The sequence below is a fragment of the Pseudomonas sp. Y39-6 genome (genome assembly GCF_023651955.1).
Classification (GTDB): Bacteria; Pseudomonadota; Gammaproteobacteria; order Pseudomonadales; family Pseudomonadaceae; genus Aquipseudomonas; species Aquipseudomonas veronii.
This window is the reverse complement of the sequence record NZ_CP069594.1, coordinates 4,936,098-4,957,682: the sequence shown is the minus strand read 5'-3', so window position 1 is coordinate 4,957,682 and position 21,585 is coordinate 4,936,098. Positions and strand designations below refer to the sequence as shown.

Genomic DNA, 21,585 nt, shown 5'->3' with positions numbered 1-21,585 from the left:
AATAGGATGAATGCGAAATGGACAAAAAGGGATTTGCTCATCGTGCGGGCTACCGTCTTGGAAGGCTTCTAAGAGCCTCCACACGTCGAGAGGCTCTGATTGTGAAGTGGCTGGCAGTTAAGGGCGTCCCCAGTGTAGTAACAGCCACGATAATCTGGACCGTTAAGCTCCTATTACTCGGGGCGCTTCTGTATTTCACATTTTGGGTTGCGCTTTTTTACGCGATATTGTTATTTGTTGGGGCATTACAAAGTTGGGGGCTGATTTTACCCAATGCTATGAAAAATGATGATGGCTGGCGTAATGGAGCTTCTGGATATGGTGATTACAGTGGCGATTTTCGCGTAGATGCCGGCAGGTTCGACGAGGAGAAGTAAGCTCATTTGTTTCTACCGATACCGGACGTCCTTTGAATAGCGCTTGCGCCGCTAGAGCCGGCGTCCTCGGCGCCTTTTGAGGCTTGTCTCAATCCATCGATCGAGTTGCCAACTCTGAATCCAGCAAAGCTCAGAGCACCTACCCAGAACGTCGGTAACACAATAAACAGTGCTGCCATCACGTAATTCAGCAGCATGTCTGCCTGGGTGTTATTCATGCCCATCAGCGGATTCAGACTGGAGTGCGGAGAGTTCGCACCGTAGAGCGCATCGAGGATGGTCGTATCTATCCATCGTGCTAGCTGTAGCCAGAAATCCACGAAGATGATTGCGAACTGGACAACGGATACCGTGATGGTTGCCTTCAAGTCGTAGGTGCTGAACATCAGCACCAGCGGAATGCAGATCAGCAGGGCCATCTTGAGAGCTGCCAGCACCATTGGGAGCGCTTGGCGTACGACGTCCATGGCGGGGAAGTACGCCAGGGTCCCGACGGTCAATCCGACGGTGCCTGTCGCTCGACTCATGTCATTGAATAGCGAGCCGCCGACCTGTCCGCCATAGTCGGAGTACACCTTGCCCTGAGTCATGCTTTGACTACTGGGCGACACCACCTGACGAATGATTGCATCGTTCACCTCTTCCTGTGGCATGAAGCTGGCCCACCGAATAAAGCGGTCCAACAGGCTGCTATCGACCTGGGCGAGTAATCGACTACGAAGCCCCTTATTGCTGTCTGCCCACCACTGGTTGCAAGTCGGATAGCCTCCACCGTTTCTCACCTGGGCCAGCCCCATATCCCTCGTAGAGTCGTAGGGCCATTCGGCACGTGGAGTTCTGGAGTGGTAGGTGTCGTAGTAGCCGGGCTGACCAATGAAGTACTGAGAGCCAATCCAGTTGATATCGTTGGTCAGCTCATCGTTGAGATTTGGACGATTCATGAACAGCTTCGCTCGCGAGTAGCCGTAGCAATCGTTTGTGAAGTCTGCGACCTCCTGAGCGAGCACTGGATCATGCAGGCGGGTGTTGTTTACCTGCATACGCATCTGTCTCAGATCACTCCCACAGGGAATGGCGGCAACTGCGGCGCCGGTTATAGCCTTAGACATGGAGTGCACGAAGAACCACCAGACGGGGACTTGTGCACTTTGGTTGTTCAGGGACGTGAAGGACCTGCCCCAGCCAGTATCCTCTGGCGCAGGTACCTGGTACTGACATTGTTGTGAGCGGCTATCGTCGAACTGCATGGTGCTCAGGTCGAGATGGATGAAGGGTATGCCAGCGAACATGATCACGGCCGTCGCCATCCAAAGCCGGCTCTCGATCCGGGTGCTGGCCAACAACCCTTTGTTTCCTTCGTCTGCACCCTCTCCTCGGGCCTTCAGCCATTCTTGGAGCAGGATGGCGAAGATGGAGAGGGCGAACATGCCTGAGTCCATCAGAACGTCCCAGATGCCGTTACTGATGAGCCAGCCCACGAGCGTCAGGTAATACTCCAGATAGTCATTGGTATAGAGCGTCATCTCAGGCCCCCATCCGCAGTTGGGCTCTGGTTAGCTCTAGCAACAGCAACGATAAAATCACAGCCGTCTCTGCCTTGCGCACATTGGATTTGGAGGATGGCTCGCGATGTAGCTGACGATCGCGGTAGCGCAGCCAGAGGGACAGAGCGACGCTGTAAAGCGCCACCCGCCAGCTAAAGAAATACCAATAGGAGTTGGCTCTCCACTCTTGCCAGGCGGGCAGTCCCTTCATGACCTGAATGCCTAGAAGGTTGAACGCTAGTGCAATGACGAGTACCAGACTTACTACTGCGATGGGAGCCCAGAGACCCAGACTGATGAACCTGCGTAACGGATTTTTTGTCATGGTCGGCGTCCCCGGCTTTTACTGGACACATCCCGTTCTGCTTCTTCAAGGCGGTTGGTATCAGGGTCACCCTCATAAATGGCGCGAGAATTGTCTTTACGCTCCTTGTGGCGGGCGATGATGGCAGCGGGGGAGTTGCTGGTCAGGGATCTACGCAGTTCCAACTCAGTGCGTAAGTTGGTGATTTCCTGTTGCAATGACTGGCGCTCATTGCTCACCGCGTTAGTGGCTAATTCGTTTGCCGCCACATTGGGTTCTTTGTTACCTGCGAGGAAAATGCGTTGCAGCAGGAGCGCCTTCTCCAGAACACTGGTGACAGCAATTTCTGACGCCAGACGCTGAGCCAAAATCTCTTGATCCGGTTCATCACGCAAGGCCGTGATGACGCCCCGGGTGATGGGCATTGAGCTGCTGCCTGCCGCAGACAAGTTCTCTAAGCTGGGTAGCTTGGCGCCGGAGATCAGCTCTTGCAGTAGCTCCAGTTTTTCTTCGTATTCTTCCTGGATGAGTGGGGTTAATCCCACGCCTGCGGTTGCGCTGCTTTTGGTACAGCTTTCACATGTCTGTTGCTGCACCTCGCCCAGTACACGATTGGCAAATGCGCCAGCCTCTTCTGGCGATCGCCAGGTACCGCAAAGCATGCCGCTGTTGCAGTCATTTGGAGCGATCGTAGAGGAGTCGCTGGCGGTACGGCCGTTGAGCAGGTTGTACCCGGCTTTGGTGACCTCGCTGACCACCTTGATGGGGGGCTGTCCGCGGCCACCGGCCTTGCTGCCGCCTATCCAAGGGATGCCGGTATTACCGTTATCGGACTCAGCCTGAGCCGTTACTGCCACTGCATCCTTGTTTTGACCAATGGCTTCCTTGAGTGCCTGGCCTTCTGCGAGTGAACCCCATCCGGTTTGATTGCCAGCAAGGGTGACCATGCGCTCGGCCATCGCGCGACAGCTTGCCTTCGATCTGTCGAAGTCCAAGCGTGCCTGGAGAATGCCGTTGGTGAGCAGGTTGTAGAGGCCGGGGTCCGCACGCTGAATGATCAGCGCAGGCAAGGAGGCAACAGCCCCCGTCGCGTTTTGAATCACGCTCCCCATGATGCTCTGAAAACCGCCAGTCAAACCGTTGAGTTGGTTATGCAGCGTGGTCGAGAGATCCATGTTTCCGCACATCAGGTTGCTGTTCCAACCCACACCGACGCCGACGCTTTGCATATGGCCCGCGCGGCCCATGGAGACCGCGTTGCCGCCACCGATGCTGTACAGCACGTCATCGCCAATGACGCTGCCAGAACCACCAAAACTGGCTGCGAAAGCGAGAGAGGTGACACTCCATAGAGCAGCGCTTAGGACCAGCCGGCGGCAGGTTGAGAGAGATTGGGGGGCTGACGTCCGAGTCATGTTCAGGCTCCGTGTTGAATTGAGGGTTAATGAGGGCCAGTGCTGCCGAGGAAGGTTTGACCCTCACGTTTACAGCAGGTGTAAGGCCGCCATAGGGACCACGCGTATCCCCCATCGATGGCTTGAAGGTGAGGGCCCGATTCTGGGAAAGCGTTGCAGGAGCTGCTGATGCGGGGCGCGAGCTGCTGCCACTTGCCTGTGGCGGGTTCTGATTCGCGCAGTTCACCCGCGGGCCAATAGCCTGCGCTGGGTGACGCGAGGAGCGGTTGGTACACGTGGACCTGGCCAGGGCGCGTCACAATATCGCCTGCGCGCTGAGCCATGACGGCGGAGGCCTTGTAGTCGTCCACCTGGTGCAGAAAACCGCTGCGGGGATAAATGTTTCCCCACAGGTTTAAAGACAACCTGCTGCCCACCTCGCGAATGCCGGGAATGAGTGATTGTGGGTAGATACTTTCTGGAATGCCGTAGCGCCAGCCGACGTAATCCAGTGTGCTGAGCATGTTTGGCACATATGGCGTGCCGGCGCCGGCACAGGCGTATCCGGAGCCGCTGGCGAAAGCGTTGAAGGCTGCGATCCCTGGATGGCCAATCACATCCACATTTTTGAAGATGGAGAGGTTGTTCTCGTGTTGATCGTTGGTTGTACCGCTGCCGCCGCCTTTGGCGTGGGAGATCGGTGAACTGAGTGCTCTGACTTCACTCCAGGGATTTTGCCCTGTTGAGGAATAGCTTGAGACAACGGCATCGGGAACGTAGTGGCGAACCTTGGCAGAAGTTTTGACCTTGCACCCAAAGTTGGTGCAACGGAGCCAGAAACAAGCGCCCACGACTTTGTATTCAAGGCAGCTTGGGGATATCACCGTAGGGACGATGATCGCCGTGTTTAACGCCTGACTCAGGGGGCTGTAGGTAAGTGTGAGTAGTAACGGTGCGATGGCGATGAGATAAGGGTATTTGCGATCCTCGCTCATGGATGCGCTTCCCGGTACAGCGGGATCTTCGTCAGCGCGCGCTCGACGTTTGAGTCTCCATAGATAACGTATTTCCCATCCGCCACGACCGCTGGGATTTTGGTGACTCCCAGGCTCCAGGTATCAACGATGTCCTGGTGAGCGTTCTCAATCTTAGCGCTCATCTGGGCGGTCATTCGTTCACCGAACATGGCTTCGGCTGCATCGGGCGAGGAGGGCAGTCCACTAGAGACCTCATCCTCCAGCGCTGAAAGCTGGTCGATGAGAATCAAGCGAATCTCATTCGTCGCCTCAATGGCAGGAGCACTGTCGGTGATGACCCAGGGTACGGCGGCGGAAGTTTGGCTGACGACCAGCGCTGCCAGGCTTATCAGAATGAGATTGGGCTTCATGGCTCAGATCCGGGGGAGTGAGTCCTGAATCCTGCATGTAGCGCTACTGAAGAACATTACGAAAACTGATTTCCCATCCTTTCTATTAAACGTAGACACTGGTGGCTAGCTGTGTCGCAGAAATGCGTTGCAGAAGGGAGCAGAACAGGCTGGTTGCGGCTTAGTGCTTATTAGGATTGCAGTAGCTCATAAAGACGATTTGCCGGCACACAAGCGTGCCGGCGTGAGAAGGATGTTTCTCTAGTTTATCACTGAAAGTATGGCGCTCATTATTGCCCTAACGGAAGAGACGGGTTTAGGCAAAAATGATCGGTATCACTGATGAGTTACGTCAGTTCCCAGTAATTTTTTCCTTTGATTTTTCTTATGTCTACTCTCTGGCTAGGCTTGTGTCGATGCCTGATAATTGAAAATAGATCGCTAAACACTTTCGACGTGTTAGCGAAGTAGGAGTGGCCTAGACCAAACATATCTTTTCCAGCGGACGAAACGTCAATGGCCGAAAGGTGGTTCATGACGATCATTGGGTCAGCACCGCCTGCGCGTGGGTTTTTATGGACTTTAGCAGAGGCCAGGATCGCGCGATCTGTCTTGGATGCGTATAGTGTTACTTGTTCATAAGAATTAAAAACTCGGCCAATTTGTTTAAATCTGTCACTGTCGATGTCTGGGGCGGCCAAAACTATTTGGCTTATCGGTACGTCACTAGGGACTACTGTCCATTTTTCAAGTACGGATAGAAGTGCGCGGTTTCCCATGCTATGTGCAATTATATGTAGGGCGCTCAGGTTTAGTTCTTTTGTGATGTGTGTTAGATATTCTTCAAGGTGTAAGGCTGATGCATCGACTGACGCTGTATCTGGGATATATCCTTTGGTTATGCCAAGCGAAGCCCATGAAAAACACATCATCAAGCCTTGAAATTTAAGATCGTGGCACAATTGAGCTGATCGCCAGATCGCTTCTTCAAAATTCACGTTATACCCGTGTATGAAAAGAAGTCCTTCTTGGCTTCCGAACTCTTGAGCTTTTATTGCTTTTTCTAAATAGCTTCTTGCCTGTTCCAACCACTCAGTCAATTCGCATGTCTCGACGTTGTGGATTACAATATGCTTATTTGGGTTTCCCTTCTGGTTGTACGACCACATGCTAGGTCTTTCAGTTTGTCCTCGTATATGTGTGTCTGGAATGGATACTTCGGCGAGCCCATAGGTTACCTTCCCGCCTCTATATCCACCAAATTTTACTCCAGTCCCTGGCTCTTGAAGTCGATCTGTGCCGTAATGAACTACGTATCTAGTGAAGGGTTCTGATACAGTGTCAGACTCGAAATTCTTTTCTGACTTCCACCATAAACTCCGGATATTGTGAAGTTCGGATTTAGTGAGAAGCTGTCCAATTCTTTGTGCCTGCATTCTTCCAACGATCCATTCACCTATGATGAGTTCTTGGGGAAGCCGAACTGACTGTTCAATAATGAATCTAAAGTGATCATTTTTAATGATCTTGAGGTTGTCGTGTCCTCTATTATCTGCGCTGTCAAGCATGGCTCGGGCTTCTGTGGCTGCGGCGAGTAACCTCACTTTGTCTGCGTTCTTAGTTAGGTATTTAAACTCGTGAAGTGCTGACTTTTTTAGGATTCTTGACTCTAAAACCTCAACGAACGTACCGGTTGGTGCATTTTTCCAACATAGCAATATCTGCGTCGAGCTTATTATTCTTTTGTAAGATAGATTGGTGGAGAAATTCTGATGCAAAATAGCTAGTGCGATTGCAAGATCGGCCGAAGTCCTTTCTATGTTCGTTCTGTCCATGCGATGTCTCTCCGATGTAGGTGTTTTGTTCAATTTAAGCTATAAGAAGTACGCAATGCAAGCAAATTGCCATTATTGATTTAGAGGGCTGGCAGGTGCGCTCCTCATCCGTTAGCGGGCAGCATACCGCCTTGAAAAGTGAACTGACTTTCGCGCCAAATGCTGTTAAGGCTGCGAGGCTTTTCAATTGGTGACAATTTTTCAGTTGGGGAGCGCGAACCTTTTCGCCAATTAATAGGGGCATGTGGAGGGTAAGATTATTTCTACGCATGAAGCTTTGTCTATGTGTAGCGATGTTATGCCTTCGGGTGGGTATGAAGGGAGGATAGGGCTAATGAATGGAGAATCAAGTAAATGCCGACTTATACCGAGGCAGATCTTAGCCGTGCTCGAAGTATTTGCACCGAGGTTATCAACCGAATAGCAGATGCACACTCTGCCGAGCAGGTTGACGAGAAGGGATGGTTAGCTTTAGGTCATATCCAAGCCCTTTACGCAATGGAGACGTTGAGCGCTAATGAACATTGCCAGTTCATCAAGGATTTGGCTTGTATGGAGGTGCGGTGTATAGCGCGTTTACGTTCCACGAGGTAATGTCTCAAAAAAGCCCATCCTGTGCCTTCTGACCAGATTGTGGAGGCAGGATGGGAGCTACGTTCAGATGATGCCTCTTTTACGATCTATTGCCTCTGCAAGGGTCGCGGCAGCCTCTAGTTCACTAATACCTTGCTCATTCATCAGTTTGAATCGCTCAGCTTTCTCTTCTGGTTCAGTCATGGCCATCGCCAGGTAAAGGCTCGGCGGTACTGCTCGGAAAAGGACCTCATGGGATTTCGACAAAATGACCCCCTCCGTGAACTTTCCTGTCTCCTTACGAGCTGAGAGCATGAGCGTTTTTTGAGCATCATTGAGTTCGCGGAACCGCGCGATTTTGTTGACCTCATCGGGTGGCATGTTCAAGCAGATCCACCACTCAATCATGTTCAACATCGGTTCTGCTGCTTTGGGAAGGTCATCGATATTCTGAGTGGCTAACCAGTACCACGCTCCGAGCTTGCGCCACATCTTGGTGATCTTGAGGACGTAGGGGGAGAGCAGCGGATTCTTGGTAATGATGTGTCCTTCGTCAGTGACATTGATGATCGGCCGGCCGAGCATCTGATCTCGCTCAGCGATGTTGTTGACCGTGTTGATAAGGGAGATGTAAGCGATGGAGAGTTGAGCGTTGTAGCCCTCTCTGGCGTAGGTGGCGAGGTCGACGATTGTGATGTCAGCTTCCGGCCATGGCGTACCATCACGGTTGAATAGATCGCCATCAGAACCCTGACAGAACATGTCCATTGCGTCGGCCATTTCCAGCATCCTGATGCGCCTTTGTTCCGGCAAACTTGTGTCATTGCCGGAGGCTCTCAGCGCATCTCGTACATCTTGGGTCAGAACCGTTCGGTGTTGGTCTGTGCAGTCTGCTGCAGCAGTGATGATGCACTGGCGAATCATGCTCCGATCAGCGCGAGTTAGGCGCTGTTCTTCTTTCTCTTCGCCGCCGGTAATCATCAGGCGAGCAGTGATTTCGAGTTCACCCAGTACGTCTCGCTCGTCATCCTCCGTGGGCTCTGACTCATCTATCGCGTCGGCATCCAGCGTTTTGATGTTGCCAGGCGTATCAATCAGTCGGTATGCATCGGCAAAGGGCGCGAGACTGACACCCGAACCTGGCGCCAGCTTCACAGAGTTGACCGTCATGCCCAGGCGTTTGGCGAAGTCTGCGAAAAGACCAAAGCTATTGCCGGCCTCTGCAATGAAAATGCGTGGTCTGTACACCGCAGTGACCTGGTTCAGAATGTTGTTCAGAGTTGCTGACTTGCCGGCGCCGGTTGGGCCGAATAGAAACAGGTGAGCATTCATCTGCCTGTCGAGACGGTTGAGCGGGTCAAAGGTGACCGTGCCCCCGCCACGGTTGAAGAAGGTTATCCCGGGATGGCCAGTGCCTTCGCTGCGCCCCCACACCGGCGCCAGGTTGGCAAGATGCTGTACAAACATCAGTTGCGTGTACCACTCGCTATTACGAACGCCTGGGTTGAACACACAAGGCAGCCAGCGTAGATAGCTGTTGAGTGGCGCTACCTCATGCTCGTCGCGCACGGGCTGTAGTCCGGCGTTGAGCATTACGTTGTGAAGCTGCAACGTGCGTTCGTCTAGCTGCCCAACGTCCTCGCCGAGCAGATAGAAGGCTACGGCTCCTCGGTACAACTTGTGAGCGCTGCCGATGTGGGATCTCGCTTGTTGGACGTCTTCCCTGGTTTGCTCTGACGCCAACGTATCACCGACTGACTTGCTCGCAAGGTGATTAAGGTGCGCTTCCAGCATGTCCTGGGGTGTGACCACAAGCGTGATACACAAAGTGGTCTCTTCAGGCATCTGATCGAACAGGGCATTGGTGGCATCGCCACCTTTAGGCGTTTCGCCTGTCAGGTGACCTGTGGGGGGAGGGGACCGAAGACGATCAAGTACCACCACACGGTGCGGCATGCCATCCAGGTACCAAAGGCCCTGTTCTGCATCTGAACGGGGTTGTTCGAAGAACAGTTGTTGCGCAAAGTCTGTACCACTGGCGAGCTCCAGTTCATCATCTGGGTTGTCTTCTGGCAGCGCCGCCAATTGGTAAAAGGTTTTTCGTGCTTCTGCGGTATTGCCCAGTAATCGCGGGTTAGGGTTGAACCATCGCAATAGCCAGTTGTGAGTCTGTGAGGCATTCATGCGGCAAGATTTCACGCCAGCATTTCCCAGCCCGGCCACCAGGCAATCACAAATGCTGTTGAGTGCCTGCTCACTGGATTGACCCCGGCGGGAGGGCGAGCCTTTGCTGCGGCGATAGACGACCATCCGTACTTTACGGGTTTGGCCCCGCCATGGAAGTTTGGTCACCGCTGTGTCTTCGAATAAACCACCCGACTTGGAAATAGCCTGCAGGTGCTGCTCGAACATCTGGATGTAGTACTCAGTGAAAGCCGTTCCTTGGGCGCGGGGTTGGATGTATGCCCTGAGATTTCTCATGTAGCCATCCCAGTCCGTTTCATTCTGCGCATAGAGCTGAACGACCCAGGGTTGGTCTTCCAGTTCATCGAAGCTGTCCTGCAGCGCGTTCTCCAGAGCGTCTCGCACTGTACGCAGCCAGCTAGCCTCCCGTCCTTCTGTACCAACCGGCGTCAGTTCGTAAAACGCAGCCACTGACTCGCCATCTTCAAGCAGCATGCATTGGGAGTCAGGAAGAAATTCAACCCAAGGCAGCATGTCGACAAAGCTGGGTGCTTTTGCGTAGAGGGCTCGCTCATCGGCTACTGTGCTTGGACGCTCTTGAGAAGTCCTCCACGCACCAGGTGCTTGTAATCCGTGGGCTGCAAGCTTATCGACGTGGTCCTGCCCTGCATCCGTCATTTTCTGATCCATCAGTAGTCCTCCGTCCGCTCGCCAGGCAAGGCGTATTGCACGCGCTGGTAGAAGGGGAAGATGGTGCTGTACCCGGGCACAGGAACGGGATCAGTGCCTGCCAAGTGAGGGAAGATGTACATCACCAGGTCAGGGTTAGGGAGGCGTTTAAACTGGCTGTAAATCTCGGTCTGAGCGGTTCGAGTGTAGGTGGCTAGATCAAGTGTCGATACATCCATTGGCCTGCGCAAGGACACGCGTGCGTCATGCAATTGCCGATCGACAGTGCTTTGTGACGCAGACCTGGTGTTCGCATCCCAGATGTCCACCATGTTCTGCGGGCCGTGGGGGAGTAGTTGATCCTTTTCGGTGCTGCAGCCAGCGATGAACAACATACCGAGTAGAACCAGCAACCAGGGGTTAATCGAGCTCGGGTACATAAGTTCCTCCAGAAGCGTGCCGCACCTTGCGGCCCAACGTTTCGTAGTCGATCTCCAACTGTCGGTCCAAGTGCACGGACACTTGGGCTCCGGGCTGTACGTAGATGGTGGCGAAGGCTTGGCCGTAGAGTTTGTTAACCCAGTCACCGATGTCTTTTACGCCGCCTGAGAGGATGGTATTCATCGCGTCGGTTCCGGTTGAGCCATTACCTACTGGCGTGCCAGATGCACTGAACAGCGTGTTTGAGCCTTGCTGGTCTGATTCCAGCAGTTTGGCCACGCCGGCGCCGGCGGCGGTGATCAAGCTTTTGGTACCCAGGTACTGCTCAGCGTTGGAGCGTCGTTCACCCGAAATACAGGGGATGCCATAGGGGTCACTGAGCCAACCAATTCCGCCCTGGATCTTGTCCATTTGCGATCCACTGGATTGGCCTGGGCTTTGACGGTTGGTGAGCTTCTGCGGGGTGGGTACCGTGCGGATGCGACCGTCATTGAAAACGAAGGTCATGCTGATGATTTGCCCCCGCACACAGGAAAGCGTCCAGTCACCCGCCGCAGTTCCGCTGATCACTGCGCCTGCGACGTCCGGCAGATCAATGCCATTGGCTGTGAGGTTGTCTGGGCCAATCAGTACTTTAAAGGGGTAGGGGTCGTTAACCACGCCATCTACCGGTACCCGGCCGATTAGTGCCGTCATGGCGATGGAGCCTGTGAGTGTGCTGTTCTCCGGTAGGGTGTAGACGGGCTTGGCCAAATATTTCTCCTCGGAAGTTCTGATGTTGCGTCCAACAGCTCCGGTGGTTGCTTTCAGTTCTCGTTGACCGCGATTGATCTCATCGCTGAAGGCATCAGGAAAGCTGAAGCCTGTAGACGGTTTGTTGGAGCCGCTCGGTATCGGTTTACCCTGTGAATCCACCGTCGTGGCGTCCTGAGGGGCGATCCAAATCAGATCATCCTCACCATTGGAAAACTGGTCGCCATCCCCAGGCTGCAATCCCAGGCCTATGGGAAGGTCGGCGCTTCGGTTACTCAAAAAGTCTGTGGAGAGGCGTTGCTTGAGATCGTCCAGCAACGTTTGTGTTTCCTGTTCGTTTAGCCGACGCTGGTCCTTGGGCGGGAGCTTCTGCAACTCATTGCTCAAGGCTTGCTGAATGCGTTTATCAATATCACTGTCTCGTTGGCGTAAACGGGTGTTTTCTTCTTGTTGGCCCTTGTTGTCGGAGAGCAACGCTTTCAGTTCGCTGCGCATGGCCTTGGTCTGGGCTACCAAGGTGGCCACGGTGTCGTTCGGTGTATCGCCGTCAATGCCGAGCTGCTTCATTTCCTCCTGGGTCAGTCTTGGTTCGTTGGCCTTAGAGGACGATGTCGAAGTCGGTTTGTTGGAGCAAGCCTTAAACGCCCCAAATACGACCAGCAGTATCAGAGGCAGAATCAGCCACTTGAGCAAGCCATTACTGTGCATGAGCACCTACCCGGGATGGCTTGAGGTTGATGCTGGCGTCGATCTGGCTCACCGAAGGTGGCAACGCTTCAGCTAAGGTTTTGCCCCGGGTTACCAGGTAGACGACGGAGGTGTCGGTGGATACGCCGACGGGGCCGAGGGTTTGATGCTGAAACGTCGCGGTGATGAAGTCGCCCTGTAACTCGCGAGGGTCCAGGCTTAAGGTGAGAGCCGATGTGTTGCTCAGCTTGATGGCACTGACGAAGTAGTTCTCCAGTTGCCAGGCGCCAAGGAGAGAGGCGTTCACCGGCTGAGTCGGCATCAGGTTAGTTAGATCCAAACCACGGCGTTGCTTGATCTGAATGACGCCCGGGAGCCGTTCTACAGTGCGTAAGGGGGCGTAAAGGCTCTGTGCGGCATAGCGAGTGAGCACAACCGGTATTGGCGTCTCACGGCGCTCTGGCGTCGCTTGTGCTGGATCTGGGGAGAAGGGTTCGGCGCCGATATCCGCCTGCTTGGGATCAGATCCGTAACGCTTAGGGCCGCGGGAACCTTTGACGATTTTTACGGGCTCAAGTAATGACTGATCGTTGCCCTCTGTAGCGGCGATATCCACCAGGATGATTTCGCCGGTACGCACATCTTGAAGTTGTAGTCGCGTGGGGGCGATTGGCGCGCTGGCCCTCAGGTACAACGCGCCGCCAGTGCTCTGAATCCGCAGGGTGTCAGTAAGCGCTCGTGGTACGCCGACTCTGACGTTCTGATCGATGAAGATGACGCGCTCTTGGCCAACATGCAGAGGCACAGGCAATGGCAGTCGTTCCCAGGTCATGATCTCGACAGCCTGTGCAGTTGTGAAAGCCATTCCAAGTGGCAGGGCGAAACGCAATCGGCGCATTACTGGCCTCCTTGCTTGTGTGGGGAGCGGCTGATGGGCGGGATGGGAGGTGCGATGCGCTGCGGGGACGAGTCGTAGCAGTCCAGAGCCAGGCCAAAAGGGTTTTGCTCCGGGTCGACGTCCAGACGCACCACCTTCAAGGGATAGCGAACAAAGGCTTGCTTGACGCGCTCCGAGCCATAGAACTCTTCTGTGGCCAGGTCCAGGTTGACCAGCCAACGGTCTCGGCCTTGTACCTTGACGCGAAGCTCCGGATCTTCCCCATAGCCCCGTTCCGGGAGCTCGAAAACACTGCGAGTACGATTGCGCAGTTCGCTCGCCGTTTGACGCTTCTGAAAGTCGCTTTCAAGTTCGGCCTGGCAGCTCGGCGTCAGGTAAGCGCTGAGCTTATGGATCGCACGCGGGTAGTCTTTTTCCCCGTCGATGGGCCAGCGGTTGAGCTGCTGGAAGATGTAAAAGCCGAAGGTGTAGACCGACTCGGGTGGCACCTCCCACCACTTACGCGTACTGCCCGAGCGCAGGTCTGGTGGGTTGTGAATAGTCAGATCCCTCGGAGAGTCCCACCATCCAAGGCCCATCAGCAAGGCTACACCGAGTAGCGTCCCGCAGCCGACGCGCAGCGTTTTCACGTGAGATTCAAGTCGAGTGACCTCGTTCTTGAAGCGACTCATGGATGACGGCTCCGGCGAGTGCTCCAAAGGCCTGAGCGCACCACGATATCCGCTCCGCCAGTCCAAGCAGTGAGCAACGGGAAACGCTTGGCGATGGACCACTGCAGGTGCCTATAGAGCCATGTCTCGGGTTTGCCGCGCTTGTGACGTCGCAGCAGTTTTCCACCGATGAACAGACCCAGGGCGATGCACAGCATCATCATCGTGGGACCCAATGCAATGCTCTCGAAGAGCACTGCCGCTGCAATGCCGATCGCGATGCCTAGCACCGCGGAGGCAGCAACGGTGATCCACATCTCGTCAGCGGTAAGTCCCATGACAATGATGGGCTGACGGTTAAGCCGCGTGGGAATGAAGCGCAAGGTGCCGTCAGACAGTTGTTGATCTAAATCCCTTTTCATTGAGCAGCCGCCTCACAGCACGCCTGTGCCTTTTGTCAGCAGCCAGATGATTATCACCAGGAGCAGGGCGCCTACACCGCATGTCAGCCCGAATTGTCCCCAGGTTTTTTTGCCGCTTTGCACTTCGGAATAGGACCCATAGGCGTGGTACGCAACACCGCAGAAGGCTGCGGCGGCAATGGCAAGTGCGATAAGCCCTACGATATCGAAACCATGGTTCTGCAGCGTTTGGATGATGCCGTTGCCTTCACCTCGACTGGGCGCCTCCATTTGAGGAAGGGCGGCGTGAGTGCCGGCAGACAAGACTCCGAAGCAGATCACGAAGTAGGGTGAACAGCGGCGAGCGAGTTTCTTGAAGATCGGGTGAATATGCATGGTGTGCCTCCAATGGCGATGCGCGAACGTTGATGCCGCATCAGTGCAGCAACAGGAATGTGAGCAGGATGTAGATGAGGGTCACCTTCGCGGCAAGGCCTACGAACTTTGCCTGTGAGATCTGGCCGGCCGCCCAGCCGCGATAGCCGCTACCGAGCGCCCAGGCAGCGAAGACCAAGGCACTGGCTAGGACCACACCGATGAAAAGCGAGGTGCTTTGCTGTGGCGTAAATCCGCCTATGGCTTGAAAGGCAGCGAGCTGCTGTTGGCTCATGCTCATGGATGTGAAGCGCCTGAACGGGTGTAGTGACCCGTCAACTCAGGTGGGTCACGAGGTTGAGTTCGGGAGGGCGTGATATAGCTGTTGATACCCTGGCGGATCAGGTCGATGTCAGCGGCCAGGCGCGGGTAGTCGAAGCTGTAGCGGGCACCTGGATCGATTACAAGCGCGTCGTGCGATGCTGTCAGCCGACTCAAAGAATCAAGCTGGCGAAGGATCAGGGAGAGTTGTTGATGCTCGTCGCCGGTAGCAAAAGCAACGGTAGATGACGCGATGCAGCACGCCAGTAGAGCTGAAAGTCCGAGACGGAAGGGGAGGAACATCGGTGGCATCCATGCGCAGAAGAGTTTTCTGAGTGTCTCGCATGGAGTTGCTGCAGCCAGCAGGAAAACTGGATTAGGTGAAGATGTTTTCTGCGGGGGCTGAATACACTGTATATCCAACGGGCGGCAAATTCGTCACAAGTTGAATGGATACCGTGAAGGTGATCGCCGGACCATTCATCAATAATCTCCGACCGTTTAAATTGCTCAAGACGAAGTTTTGGACGTCCATATCGATGGAGTCTAGGTGATGTTGGAACGTTTACCTCGATAACCCGGTCCTTGCTAAGGTCGACTACGAGAGCCGCGGAGGCTTATCGGGAACTGTGGGAATTTGATACGGCGGGCAGGTTATTGGAAGCACCTGTTTCAGAAGGGAATACGAGTCATCATGGACGGTTTGTACGATCTGTTGTGGGCGAAGCTTAGCGGGATCTTCGGCGATCATTTTGGCGAAACAAGCTTTGTCTGCGACCACCGACTCCAAGAGGTATAAGCTTTCTTGGAACGGCTTTCTCAGGAGCATGTATGCAACGGCCAGCGTTCCTTTTCTGGAGGCTTCCAGGGCTTCGAAAATACAGTGGAGCATGTCTGATAACACCGCCGGAAACGCCATCGTTACGAGGACATCCGCTTCGTCATCCATTCGATCACTTTTCTGTAGCCATTCGATTAGATCTTCAGCCTGTTCAAGATCTACCTGTTCCCTCTTATCGCGAAACGTAAGGTTAGTAACGAATATGCCTTGCTCCATACCTGATACTAGCAAGTGGGCTGCGATGTCATGTGCTGCAAAGCAAAATTCGTACGCGTCATGAAATTGTTCTGGCAGGACGGTATTTTCTTCCGACAGACGCTTCATTCCTTTCTCCTTGGTGTTTAGCGTAATCGTTGCTCGTCCTTGAGGGTTCGAGGTCGACAGGATAATTCTCGGTGATAATAGGATAGCTTGATCGCAGGCTGAGCATTCGGCGTGAATGGAGCTATACTTGGCGCTCTAGCGCTTTATAATGGGGCTTGCCTGAGCCCCTCATAGATCAGACGATTACATCCAGTTCAGTACTTTAAGCTAGGGAAGCTGGGTGCAACCAGTTGTGCTGGTGAGTCGACTTGGCCAAAGTTCGGCTTCCCGCCCATTCTAGCTTTACCGACAATCTTGATTATCCCAAAAGCTGAGTCCCATTCAGGTCGTTTGAACATAAGGTATGATCCTAGTGTAGAAGGACGACTATTAGCACTACGGATCGATGATGGAAGTAGATCTCAGACCAAAAATGGAGCGCGGTTCAAGTCCAGCCTCGCGAGGGCCGGCCGGTGCTTATATCGAAGGCGAACTTGGTGCGCTCTATCTGCTTGCCCTGCTATCGGGTAATCCGGCTCCGGGCCTGCCAGGCGCTCGGGTGACCAGAGTCCGATTTCAGGGCACCGAGCACGGGTTTAAGTTGGATGACTTGATCGCTTTGGGCGTGGGGAAGGCCGGCGATTTCATCCTTGAAATTCAGTCGAAACGGGATATTTCGTTCTCGCCGGGGGACCGCATCTATCAAGACGTCGCCTTCCAGATAGCACAGAGTGTATTGGGTTCAGTTCCGTCGGATCGGCACATTCTGGGCATTGCGACACAGCGAACCAGTCGTAAGATTTCCGGCGCTTATCAGGATGTTCTCAAATGGGCGCGAACAATGGAGAGTGCTGAGGCATTCTTCACCCGTCTAGCCGGCAAGGGCATAGCAAGCAAGGATATGCGCGAATTTGTCGCAACGACTAGAAAGCACCTGATTGCGGGTGGTGTCGCTGATGACGACGATGCGATTTGGCGACTATTGCGTCGGATTCTTATACTTGAATTTGACTTCGAAGCCACGTCACCGATCACCCGAACTTATGGGTACGCGCTCGCACGGATGGCACTAAGCGACGAGGATGTCGGACGTGCTGAGGCCCTATGGAGTCGGTTGGTCGACTTGTCGATTAAGACCGGTACTACCGGCGGTGAAATCGATCGTACGGAACTCGGCATCAATCTCGCCGAGGCGGGCTTCCGGCTTGCTGGTGGCCGTGAATATGACACCGCGCGCGCCAGGCTTACCGAGCTTGCGCATAATACGCTTTCACATATTGGTACAAACGTGGCGGGGGTAACCTTGCCGCGACTTGAAGCAGTCGCTGCAGTCGACGATGCATGTGAGGGACATCGCTTTGTCGAGGTCCGCGGGGATCCCGGTGTCGGCAAGTCCTGGGTACTTCGCCATCTTGCCGAGCGTGTCGCAAGCCATTCACCGATCATTGTACTCGACCGGGACTCAACCCCTCCGGGTGGGTGGCTGCCGTTTTCAAACGCTCTCGGCATCCCTGGATCGGCGGTCGAGTTCCTCACCGATCTGGCCGCAAGCGGGGGCGCGATGCTCTTCGTCGATGGCCTGGATATGTTCGACGATGTAGGGCGTCAGCGTACTATCACCGAGCTCATTAGGGCTGCGAGCTCGATCCCGGACTTCAAGATAATCACCACCACGCGCACGGCCGGCAATGTGGATGTCGATATCTGGCTTGACGATCAGATCGTCGCCGCAATGGGGGGCGTGTACCCGATACAGGTCGAGCCCCTCTCGGATGATGAAGTCGCGACCCTGGTCGATCAAACACCAGATCTCCGATCGCTTTTGGCCCCCAGGCATCCCGCCGCCGGACTTGCCAGAAACCTCTATCGACTGTCTCGACTGCTGAAGGTGCCTAGCTCTACCGGAATCCGTACCGAGGCCGCGATGGCCCGTTTCTGGTGGGGGCGTGCGGACGGCGCGCCTGCAAGCGATGTTCGGGCTGCGCAGAGGCTGATGGCAGCGCTCGCCGCCAGCGCCCTGGAAGGTGAGGGGGGGCTTGAAATTGCCGAAGATTCGGCGGCGCGTTCGCATTTGCTCGGAGCTTTTACGATCAGGGAAACACAGCGCGATCGCCTCGACTTCTATCATGACGTGCTGCGTGACTGGGCGATAGGCAGTTATATCGCCGAGAGCCCTCAGCGTTTGGCCGCAATGGACTTGAGCGGGCCTGCCTCACCGCGCGTAGCACGCGGCGTCGAGTTCGCCGCACGCCTCTCACTCGAGTCCGGTGCAGATTCCATCGGGTGGATCCAACTGATCGGACAGCTCTCGGTCTCCGGGGCGCATGGTTCCTGGCGACGTCAGGCAATCCTTGCCTTATCGCGTTCGGAGGCCGCATACGAGCTGCTCGAAAAGTGCAGCGCCGGATTGCTTTCGGACGACGGGGCTCTCTTTGTCGAATTATGTACGACAATTGCCGCGGTCGAGACAGTAGCGACGGCCGACCTTATGAAGATGCCAGACGGTACCAAGGTCGATCTGCCGCGCTCTTATCGGATCGATGTCACCGGATCTTCCTTCAATGTACTGCGCTGGGTGCTGTTGCATGTGGCCGAGATCTCGATAGCGGCGATCGGCGCAGTGATAGAACTGGTTAAGATACAGATGTATCTCCTCAAGCATCTTCAATCGTTCGCCATCCAAACGGCAGTCATGCTGTTTGGTTGGCTACGACAGCTCGACGTCGGCGGTGCCGAGGTGACAATCCCGGGTAAGCTGAAACCCGGGAGGGCAGAGAGCGACGGGCGAAGACGCATGATTGAGCAACTTCGCATGATCGCTTTCTTACTCGGTGAATTCGCGCCTGATGAGCTTAAGGCGTATCTCCGGGAGGTGGGCAATGAGCAGGACCGCAATAAAGTCGATGATATCCGGAAGTATTCCAAAGTGATCGCGCCGGTTGCGCCTGCCGAACTGGCGGAGCTCGTGTTAGCGAGCCTCCTCCAGCCACAGAAGCGGCACGGCCACCATGATCGCGCAATGGAGCAGGCTTTCACTTTCGCCGACTGCAACTACTTGCCCGCCTCGCCGGCGCAGCCTCCGTTTCTGGATCTATTGGAGTCCGCGCCTGCGGAGGGGTTGAAGTTGATCCGAACGTTGGTTGCGGAAGCGATTGCATTCAGCACCGATGCACGCGCGCCGATAGATCCAGGCTTCACCGTCGATTTTGGCAGTGGTCCCCGTTTCTTTCCTCGGGCCGACAGCTATCTCTGGTCTCGGGATCAATGCCGCGAATATTCGGCGGCCTCAGGGCTCAAGTCGCTTGAAGCCTGGAGTCAGCAAAGGCTAGATGATGGCGCCCCCGTCGATGAAGTGCTCGCCGATATTCTCGGGCCCGAGGGCAGTTGTGCGGCGTACCTCCTTGTTGCGGTTGATGTGCTGCTGTCACATTTCGATGCTGCACAGGACGCGTTGGCGCCGTTGATAGCGCATCCAGAGCTGCTGGCTACCGACAGGATGCGCCGGGACCATGACCAGTTCGGATTGGGGATTGATCAGTTCGCGATCGGGAAAGAGCCAAATGCGAAAGTCAGGCTCGTCGACTTGAATGGCCGTCTGTCGCGGCGGGCGACCTTATTCGATGTGGTGCACTTTTATCTGGAAGATGATCCCGTAGCGAATCGTCTTCGCGAGCAGCTGGGTGCGGCGATCTTGAGCCTTGACCCGATTGAATCCTACTCAAACTATAGTGACTCCCGGCTCATTGCACGGGTTGCCCACAATAGGCTCCAGCGATCGAACTGGAGCGACATTGGGGACGGAGGACTTAGCTATCAGTCTCCTCCTGACGAAGCTGCACATCTTGAGGCGATGGAGAAGCAACGGATCGCATTAATGCTCTCGAGCGAGATCAAATCGCGCATCGATCTGGCATTTGATGGCAACGGCGAACACGCTACTGCAGCGACAGCGCGCGATGCGGCCAGCTATGCAAACGGCGACCTTCCCGACGATAGCGATACCGACTACCTCAAGTCTCGTTCAACCCGACTGATCACGACCGCGTTGCTGGTGGCTCGCGACGGTGATGACGCGCTGCTTGCCGCCGAGGAAGTTTGGGTTCGTCAGGTTGTCGTCATTGCGCTGCAGGAGCATTCCGATCGCCGCGGCGGATCAGAGGATACGCTGCGCTTCAATCGGCCAGCGATTGCCATTCTTACGCTGATATATCTCTGGGCCCGGCAGGGGAGTGAGACGGACCGGAACGCGCTGATCCGGCTTGCGACGCGCGAGGATCGCAGCGCGCTTCCGGCATTCTCAGTCGGATGCGGGCGAATTCTCAAAGTCGAGCCCCAGCTTTTCAAAGCAGCAATGCGCGCGGCGTTCGCAGGGATGACTTGGCGCTGGAAGCGCTACGATGAGGACGACGAGGCAGAGCAAGCGTGCTTCGTCGCAGAGCAGGCTGCGGCGGTGGACTCAGCAGTCGCTGCCGAGATCGCCTGGATGGGGGGGGATGCCGAGCCTGTATGGCCTGCTTGGCCCGAGGAGCGGCCGCTCTTGGCGCGAGGCTCGCGTATCCGAGTTTCAGGGCTTGTCCAGTTTGTAGGGTCTGGGGAGGATGAGGCGATAAATTCTCCGGTCGTTGAGCAGTCATCGATGATCCATGTCGACAGCCAGGCGGCAGCGCAATGGCTGGCAATGGTCCAAGCTGCTTCCAAGGATGCAATCGATTGGAGGCAGGAGTTGGTCGAAGCCTATGTCGACTGGACCGCACGGATGAACGGGCTCGGCTTACCGGTAGACATCGAGATCGATCGCGAACCGCACGATTGGAATCTGCACTACTACGCACTGTTCGCCGAGCGGCTGCTCGACGCTGCCGATACATCGTTTGAAACTGATTTAAAGCTCGTAATTGATCTGCCGGACCACCCATTTAGCAACGTCGCGCTGACTGTTATCCATTCTGCAGACGCGCTCTATTTCAATGATCCGAAACGTCCGGCCACACGGCATGTCGAATTACGTGTCCAGTTGGCGCAACGGGTGATGCTACTCCACAGGTGGCAATATGCCGGAGATCCCACCTCCTCACGGATCGACATGGAGAGCGGCGGGATTTTCGCAAAGATTATGTTGAACACCTACGATCCGTTCAACGGGACTTATAGCTATCTGCCGCCCCTGCTATTCGACCGCGTCGATCCGCTCCTTCCAGCAATGAGACAGCTGCTGCCAGGTGGCCCGACGGCATTTGTGGCGCGGTGCACGATGAATCTGCTCCTGGTTGCTCCGCGCGAGCGTCATCTCGACTTTCTGCTCGAGGCGACTGAAGTATGGTTTGATCGCACGCAGGCGCCCGGGCTGTGGATCGACCAAGATATTGGACGGAAAGTAGTCCAATGGCTGGAAGCGGCGATCATCCAAGAGCCGAGGTTGCTCACCCCGGCGCATCCGTTGCGTGCCCGTATTGACCGCATGCTCGGGAGGTTAGTCGCTGTTGGCGTCGCTGAAGCCCATGATCTCGAATTGAAGGTCGTGGCGGTGGCTGGGGCGCATACGTAAGAACGCCGTCTAACTCTTGGTGAACGTCCGCTTTGCTCCCAAGAAAGAGGAGTCGGAGAAAGAGCCTGATAATTACCAGAATTGCAGACCTTGGTAACTTGCACTAATCGCAAAAGTAGAAATA

Annotated in this window: 18 protein-coding genes; 2 read left to right on the top strand and 16 right to left on the bottom strand. The window is 55.1% G+C overall.

The genetic code is table 11. The features are described from left to right. The first annotated feature begins 17 nt into the window (after positions 1–17). The gene (locus tag JN756_RS22485; protein WP_201021389.1) at positions 18–377 is read left to right on the top strand and encodes a DUF3742 family protein; all 360 of its coding nucleotides are present in this window, start codon (positions 18–20) and stop codon (positions 375–377) included. Between the two features lie 2 nt (positions 378–379). Here JN756_RS22485 and JN756_RS22480 read toward each other — a convergent pair whose 3' ends face one another. From JN756_RS22480 to JN756_RS22405, 16 genes are all read right to left on the bottom strand, one after another. Then, on the bottom strand, positions 380–1,900 hold the full coding sequence (locus JN756_RS22480) for a conjugal transfer protein TraG N-terminal domain-containing protein (RefSeq protein ID WP_201021388.1): 1,521 nt from the start codon (positions 1,898–1,900) through the stop codon (positions 380–382). Position 1,901: 1 nt separating this feature from the next. After that, positions 1,902–2,246, bottom strand: coding sequence for a hypothetical protein (locus JN756_RS22475; protein ID WP_201021387.1), 345 nt, complete (start codon positions 2,244–2,246; stop codon positions 1,902–1,904). Then, on the bottom strand, positions 2,243–3,640 hold the full coding sequence (locus JN756_RS22470; protein WP_201021386.1) for an integrating conjugative element protein: 1,398 nt from the start codon (positions 3,638–3,640) through the stop codon (positions 2,243–2,245). The genes JN756_RS22475 and JN756_RS22470 overlap by 4 nt, the downstream gene beginning before the upstream one ends. A gap of 26 nt (positions 3,641–3,666) precedes the next feature. Beyond that, positions 3,667–4,614: a TIGR03756 family integrating conjugative element protein gene (locus JN756_RS22465; RefSeq protein ID WP_201021385.1), complete on the bottom strand. Its 948-nt coding sequence runs from the start codon at positions 4,612–4,614 to the stop codon at positions 3,667–3,669. Beyond that, the gene (locus JN756_RS22460; protein WP_201021384.1) at positions 4,611–5,006 is read right to left on the bottom strand and encodes a TIGR03757 family integrating conjugative element protein; all 396 of its coding nucleotides are present in this window, start codon (positions 5,004–5,006) and stop codon (positions 4,611–4,613) included. Before JN756_RS22460 ends, JN756_RS22465 begins: the two co-directional genes overlap by 4 nt. Positions 5,007–5,332: 326 nt before the next feature. Beyond that, complete coding sequence (locus tag JN756_RS22455) at positions 5,333–6,820, bottom strand: alpha/beta hydrolase (protein WP_201021383.1); 1,488 nt, start codon at positions 6,818–6,820, stop codon at positions 5,333–5,335. 657 nt (positions 6,821–7,477) lie between these two features. Next, a complete protein-coding gene (locus JN756_RS22450; RefSeq protein ID WP_201021382.1) occupies positions 7,478–10,267 on the bottom strand; it encodes a conjugative transfer ATPase in 2,790 nt (929 codons plus the stop codon). After that, complete coding sequence (locus tag JN756_RS22445) at positions 10,267–10,686, bottom strand: TIGR03751 family conjugal transfer lipoprotein (RefSeq protein WP_201021381.1); 420 nt, start codon at positions 10,684–10,686, stop codon at positions 10,267–10,269. The genes JN756_RS22450 and JN756_RS22445 overlap by 1 nt, the downstream gene beginning before the upstream one ends. Continuing rightward, positions 10,667–12,148 (bottom strand): TIGR03752 family integrating conjugative element protein, encoded by a 1,482-nt coding sequence (locus JN756_RS22440; protein ID WP_201021380.1) that lies wholly within the window; start codon positions 12,146–12,148, stop codon positions 10,667–10,669. Before JN756_RS22440 ends, JN756_RS22445 begins: the two co-directional genes overlap by 20 nt. Then, positions 12,138–13,025 carry a TIGR03749 family integrating conjugative element protein gene (locus tag JN756_RS22435; RefSeq protein ID WP_201021379.1) on the bottom strand — a complete coding sequence of 296 codons (888 nt, stop codon included), beginning with the start codon at positions 13,023–13,025 and terminating at the stop codon, positions 12,138–12,140. Before JN756_RS22435 ends, JN756_RS22440 begins: the two co-directional genes overlap by 11 nt. Then, the gene (locus JN756_RS22430) at positions 13,025–13,696 is read right to left on the bottom strand and encodes a PFL_4703 family integrating conjugative element protein (protein WP_201021378.1); all 672 of its coding nucleotides are present in this window, start codon (positions 13,694–13,696) and stop codon (positions 13,025–13,027) included. Before JN756_RS22430 ends, JN756_RS22435 begins: the two co-directional genes overlap by 1 nt. Beyond that, on the bottom strand, positions 13,693–14,097 hold the full coding sequence (locus JN756_RS22425; protein ID WP_201021377.1) for a TIGR03750 family conjugal transfer protein: 405 nt from the start codon (positions 14,095–14,097) through the stop codon (positions 13,693–13,695). The genes JN756_RS22430 and JN756_RS22425 overlap by 4 nt, the downstream gene beginning before the upstream one ends. Positions 14,098–14,109: 12 nt before the next feature. Then, complete coding sequence (locus JN756_RS22420; protein WP_201021376.1) at positions 14,110–14,472, bottom strand: TIGR03745 family integrating conjugative element membrane protein; 363 nt, start codon at positions 14,470–14,472, stop codon at positions 14,110–14,112. Positions 14,473–14,512: 40 nt separating this feature from the next. Beyond that, positions 14,513–14,752, bottom strand: a complete 240-nt coding sequence (locus JN756_RS22415) for a TIGR03758 family integrating conjugative element protein (protein ID WP_201021375.1) — start codon at positions 14,750–14,752, stop codon at positions 14,513–14,515. Further along, on the bottom strand, positions 14,749–15,075 hold the full coding sequence (locus tag JN756_RS22410) for an integrative conjugative element protein, RAQPRD family (protein WP_236255052.1): 327 nt from the start codon (positions 15,073–15,075) through the stop codon (positions 14,749–14,751). Before JN756_RS22410 ends, JN756_RS22415 begins: the two co-directional genes overlap by 4 nt. A 295-nt stretch (positions 15,076–15,370) precedes the next feature. Next, positions 15,371–15,937, bottom strand: coding sequence for a hypothetical protein (locus JN756_RS22405; protein ID WP_201021373.1), 567 nt, complete (start codon positions 15,935–15,937; stop codon positions 15,371–15,373). Between the two features lie 388 nt (positions 15,938–16,325). Between JN756_RS22405 and JN756_RS22400 the strand changes: the two genes are divergently transcribed. Continuing rightward, the gene (locus JN756_RS22400; protein WP_201021372.1) at positions 16,326–21,461 is read left to right on the top strand and encodes an NACHT domain-containing protein; all 5,136 of its coding nucleotides are present in this window, start codon (positions 16,326–16,328) and stop codon (positions 21,459–21,461) included. The last annotated feature ends 124 nt before the right edge of the window (positions 21,462–21,585 follow it).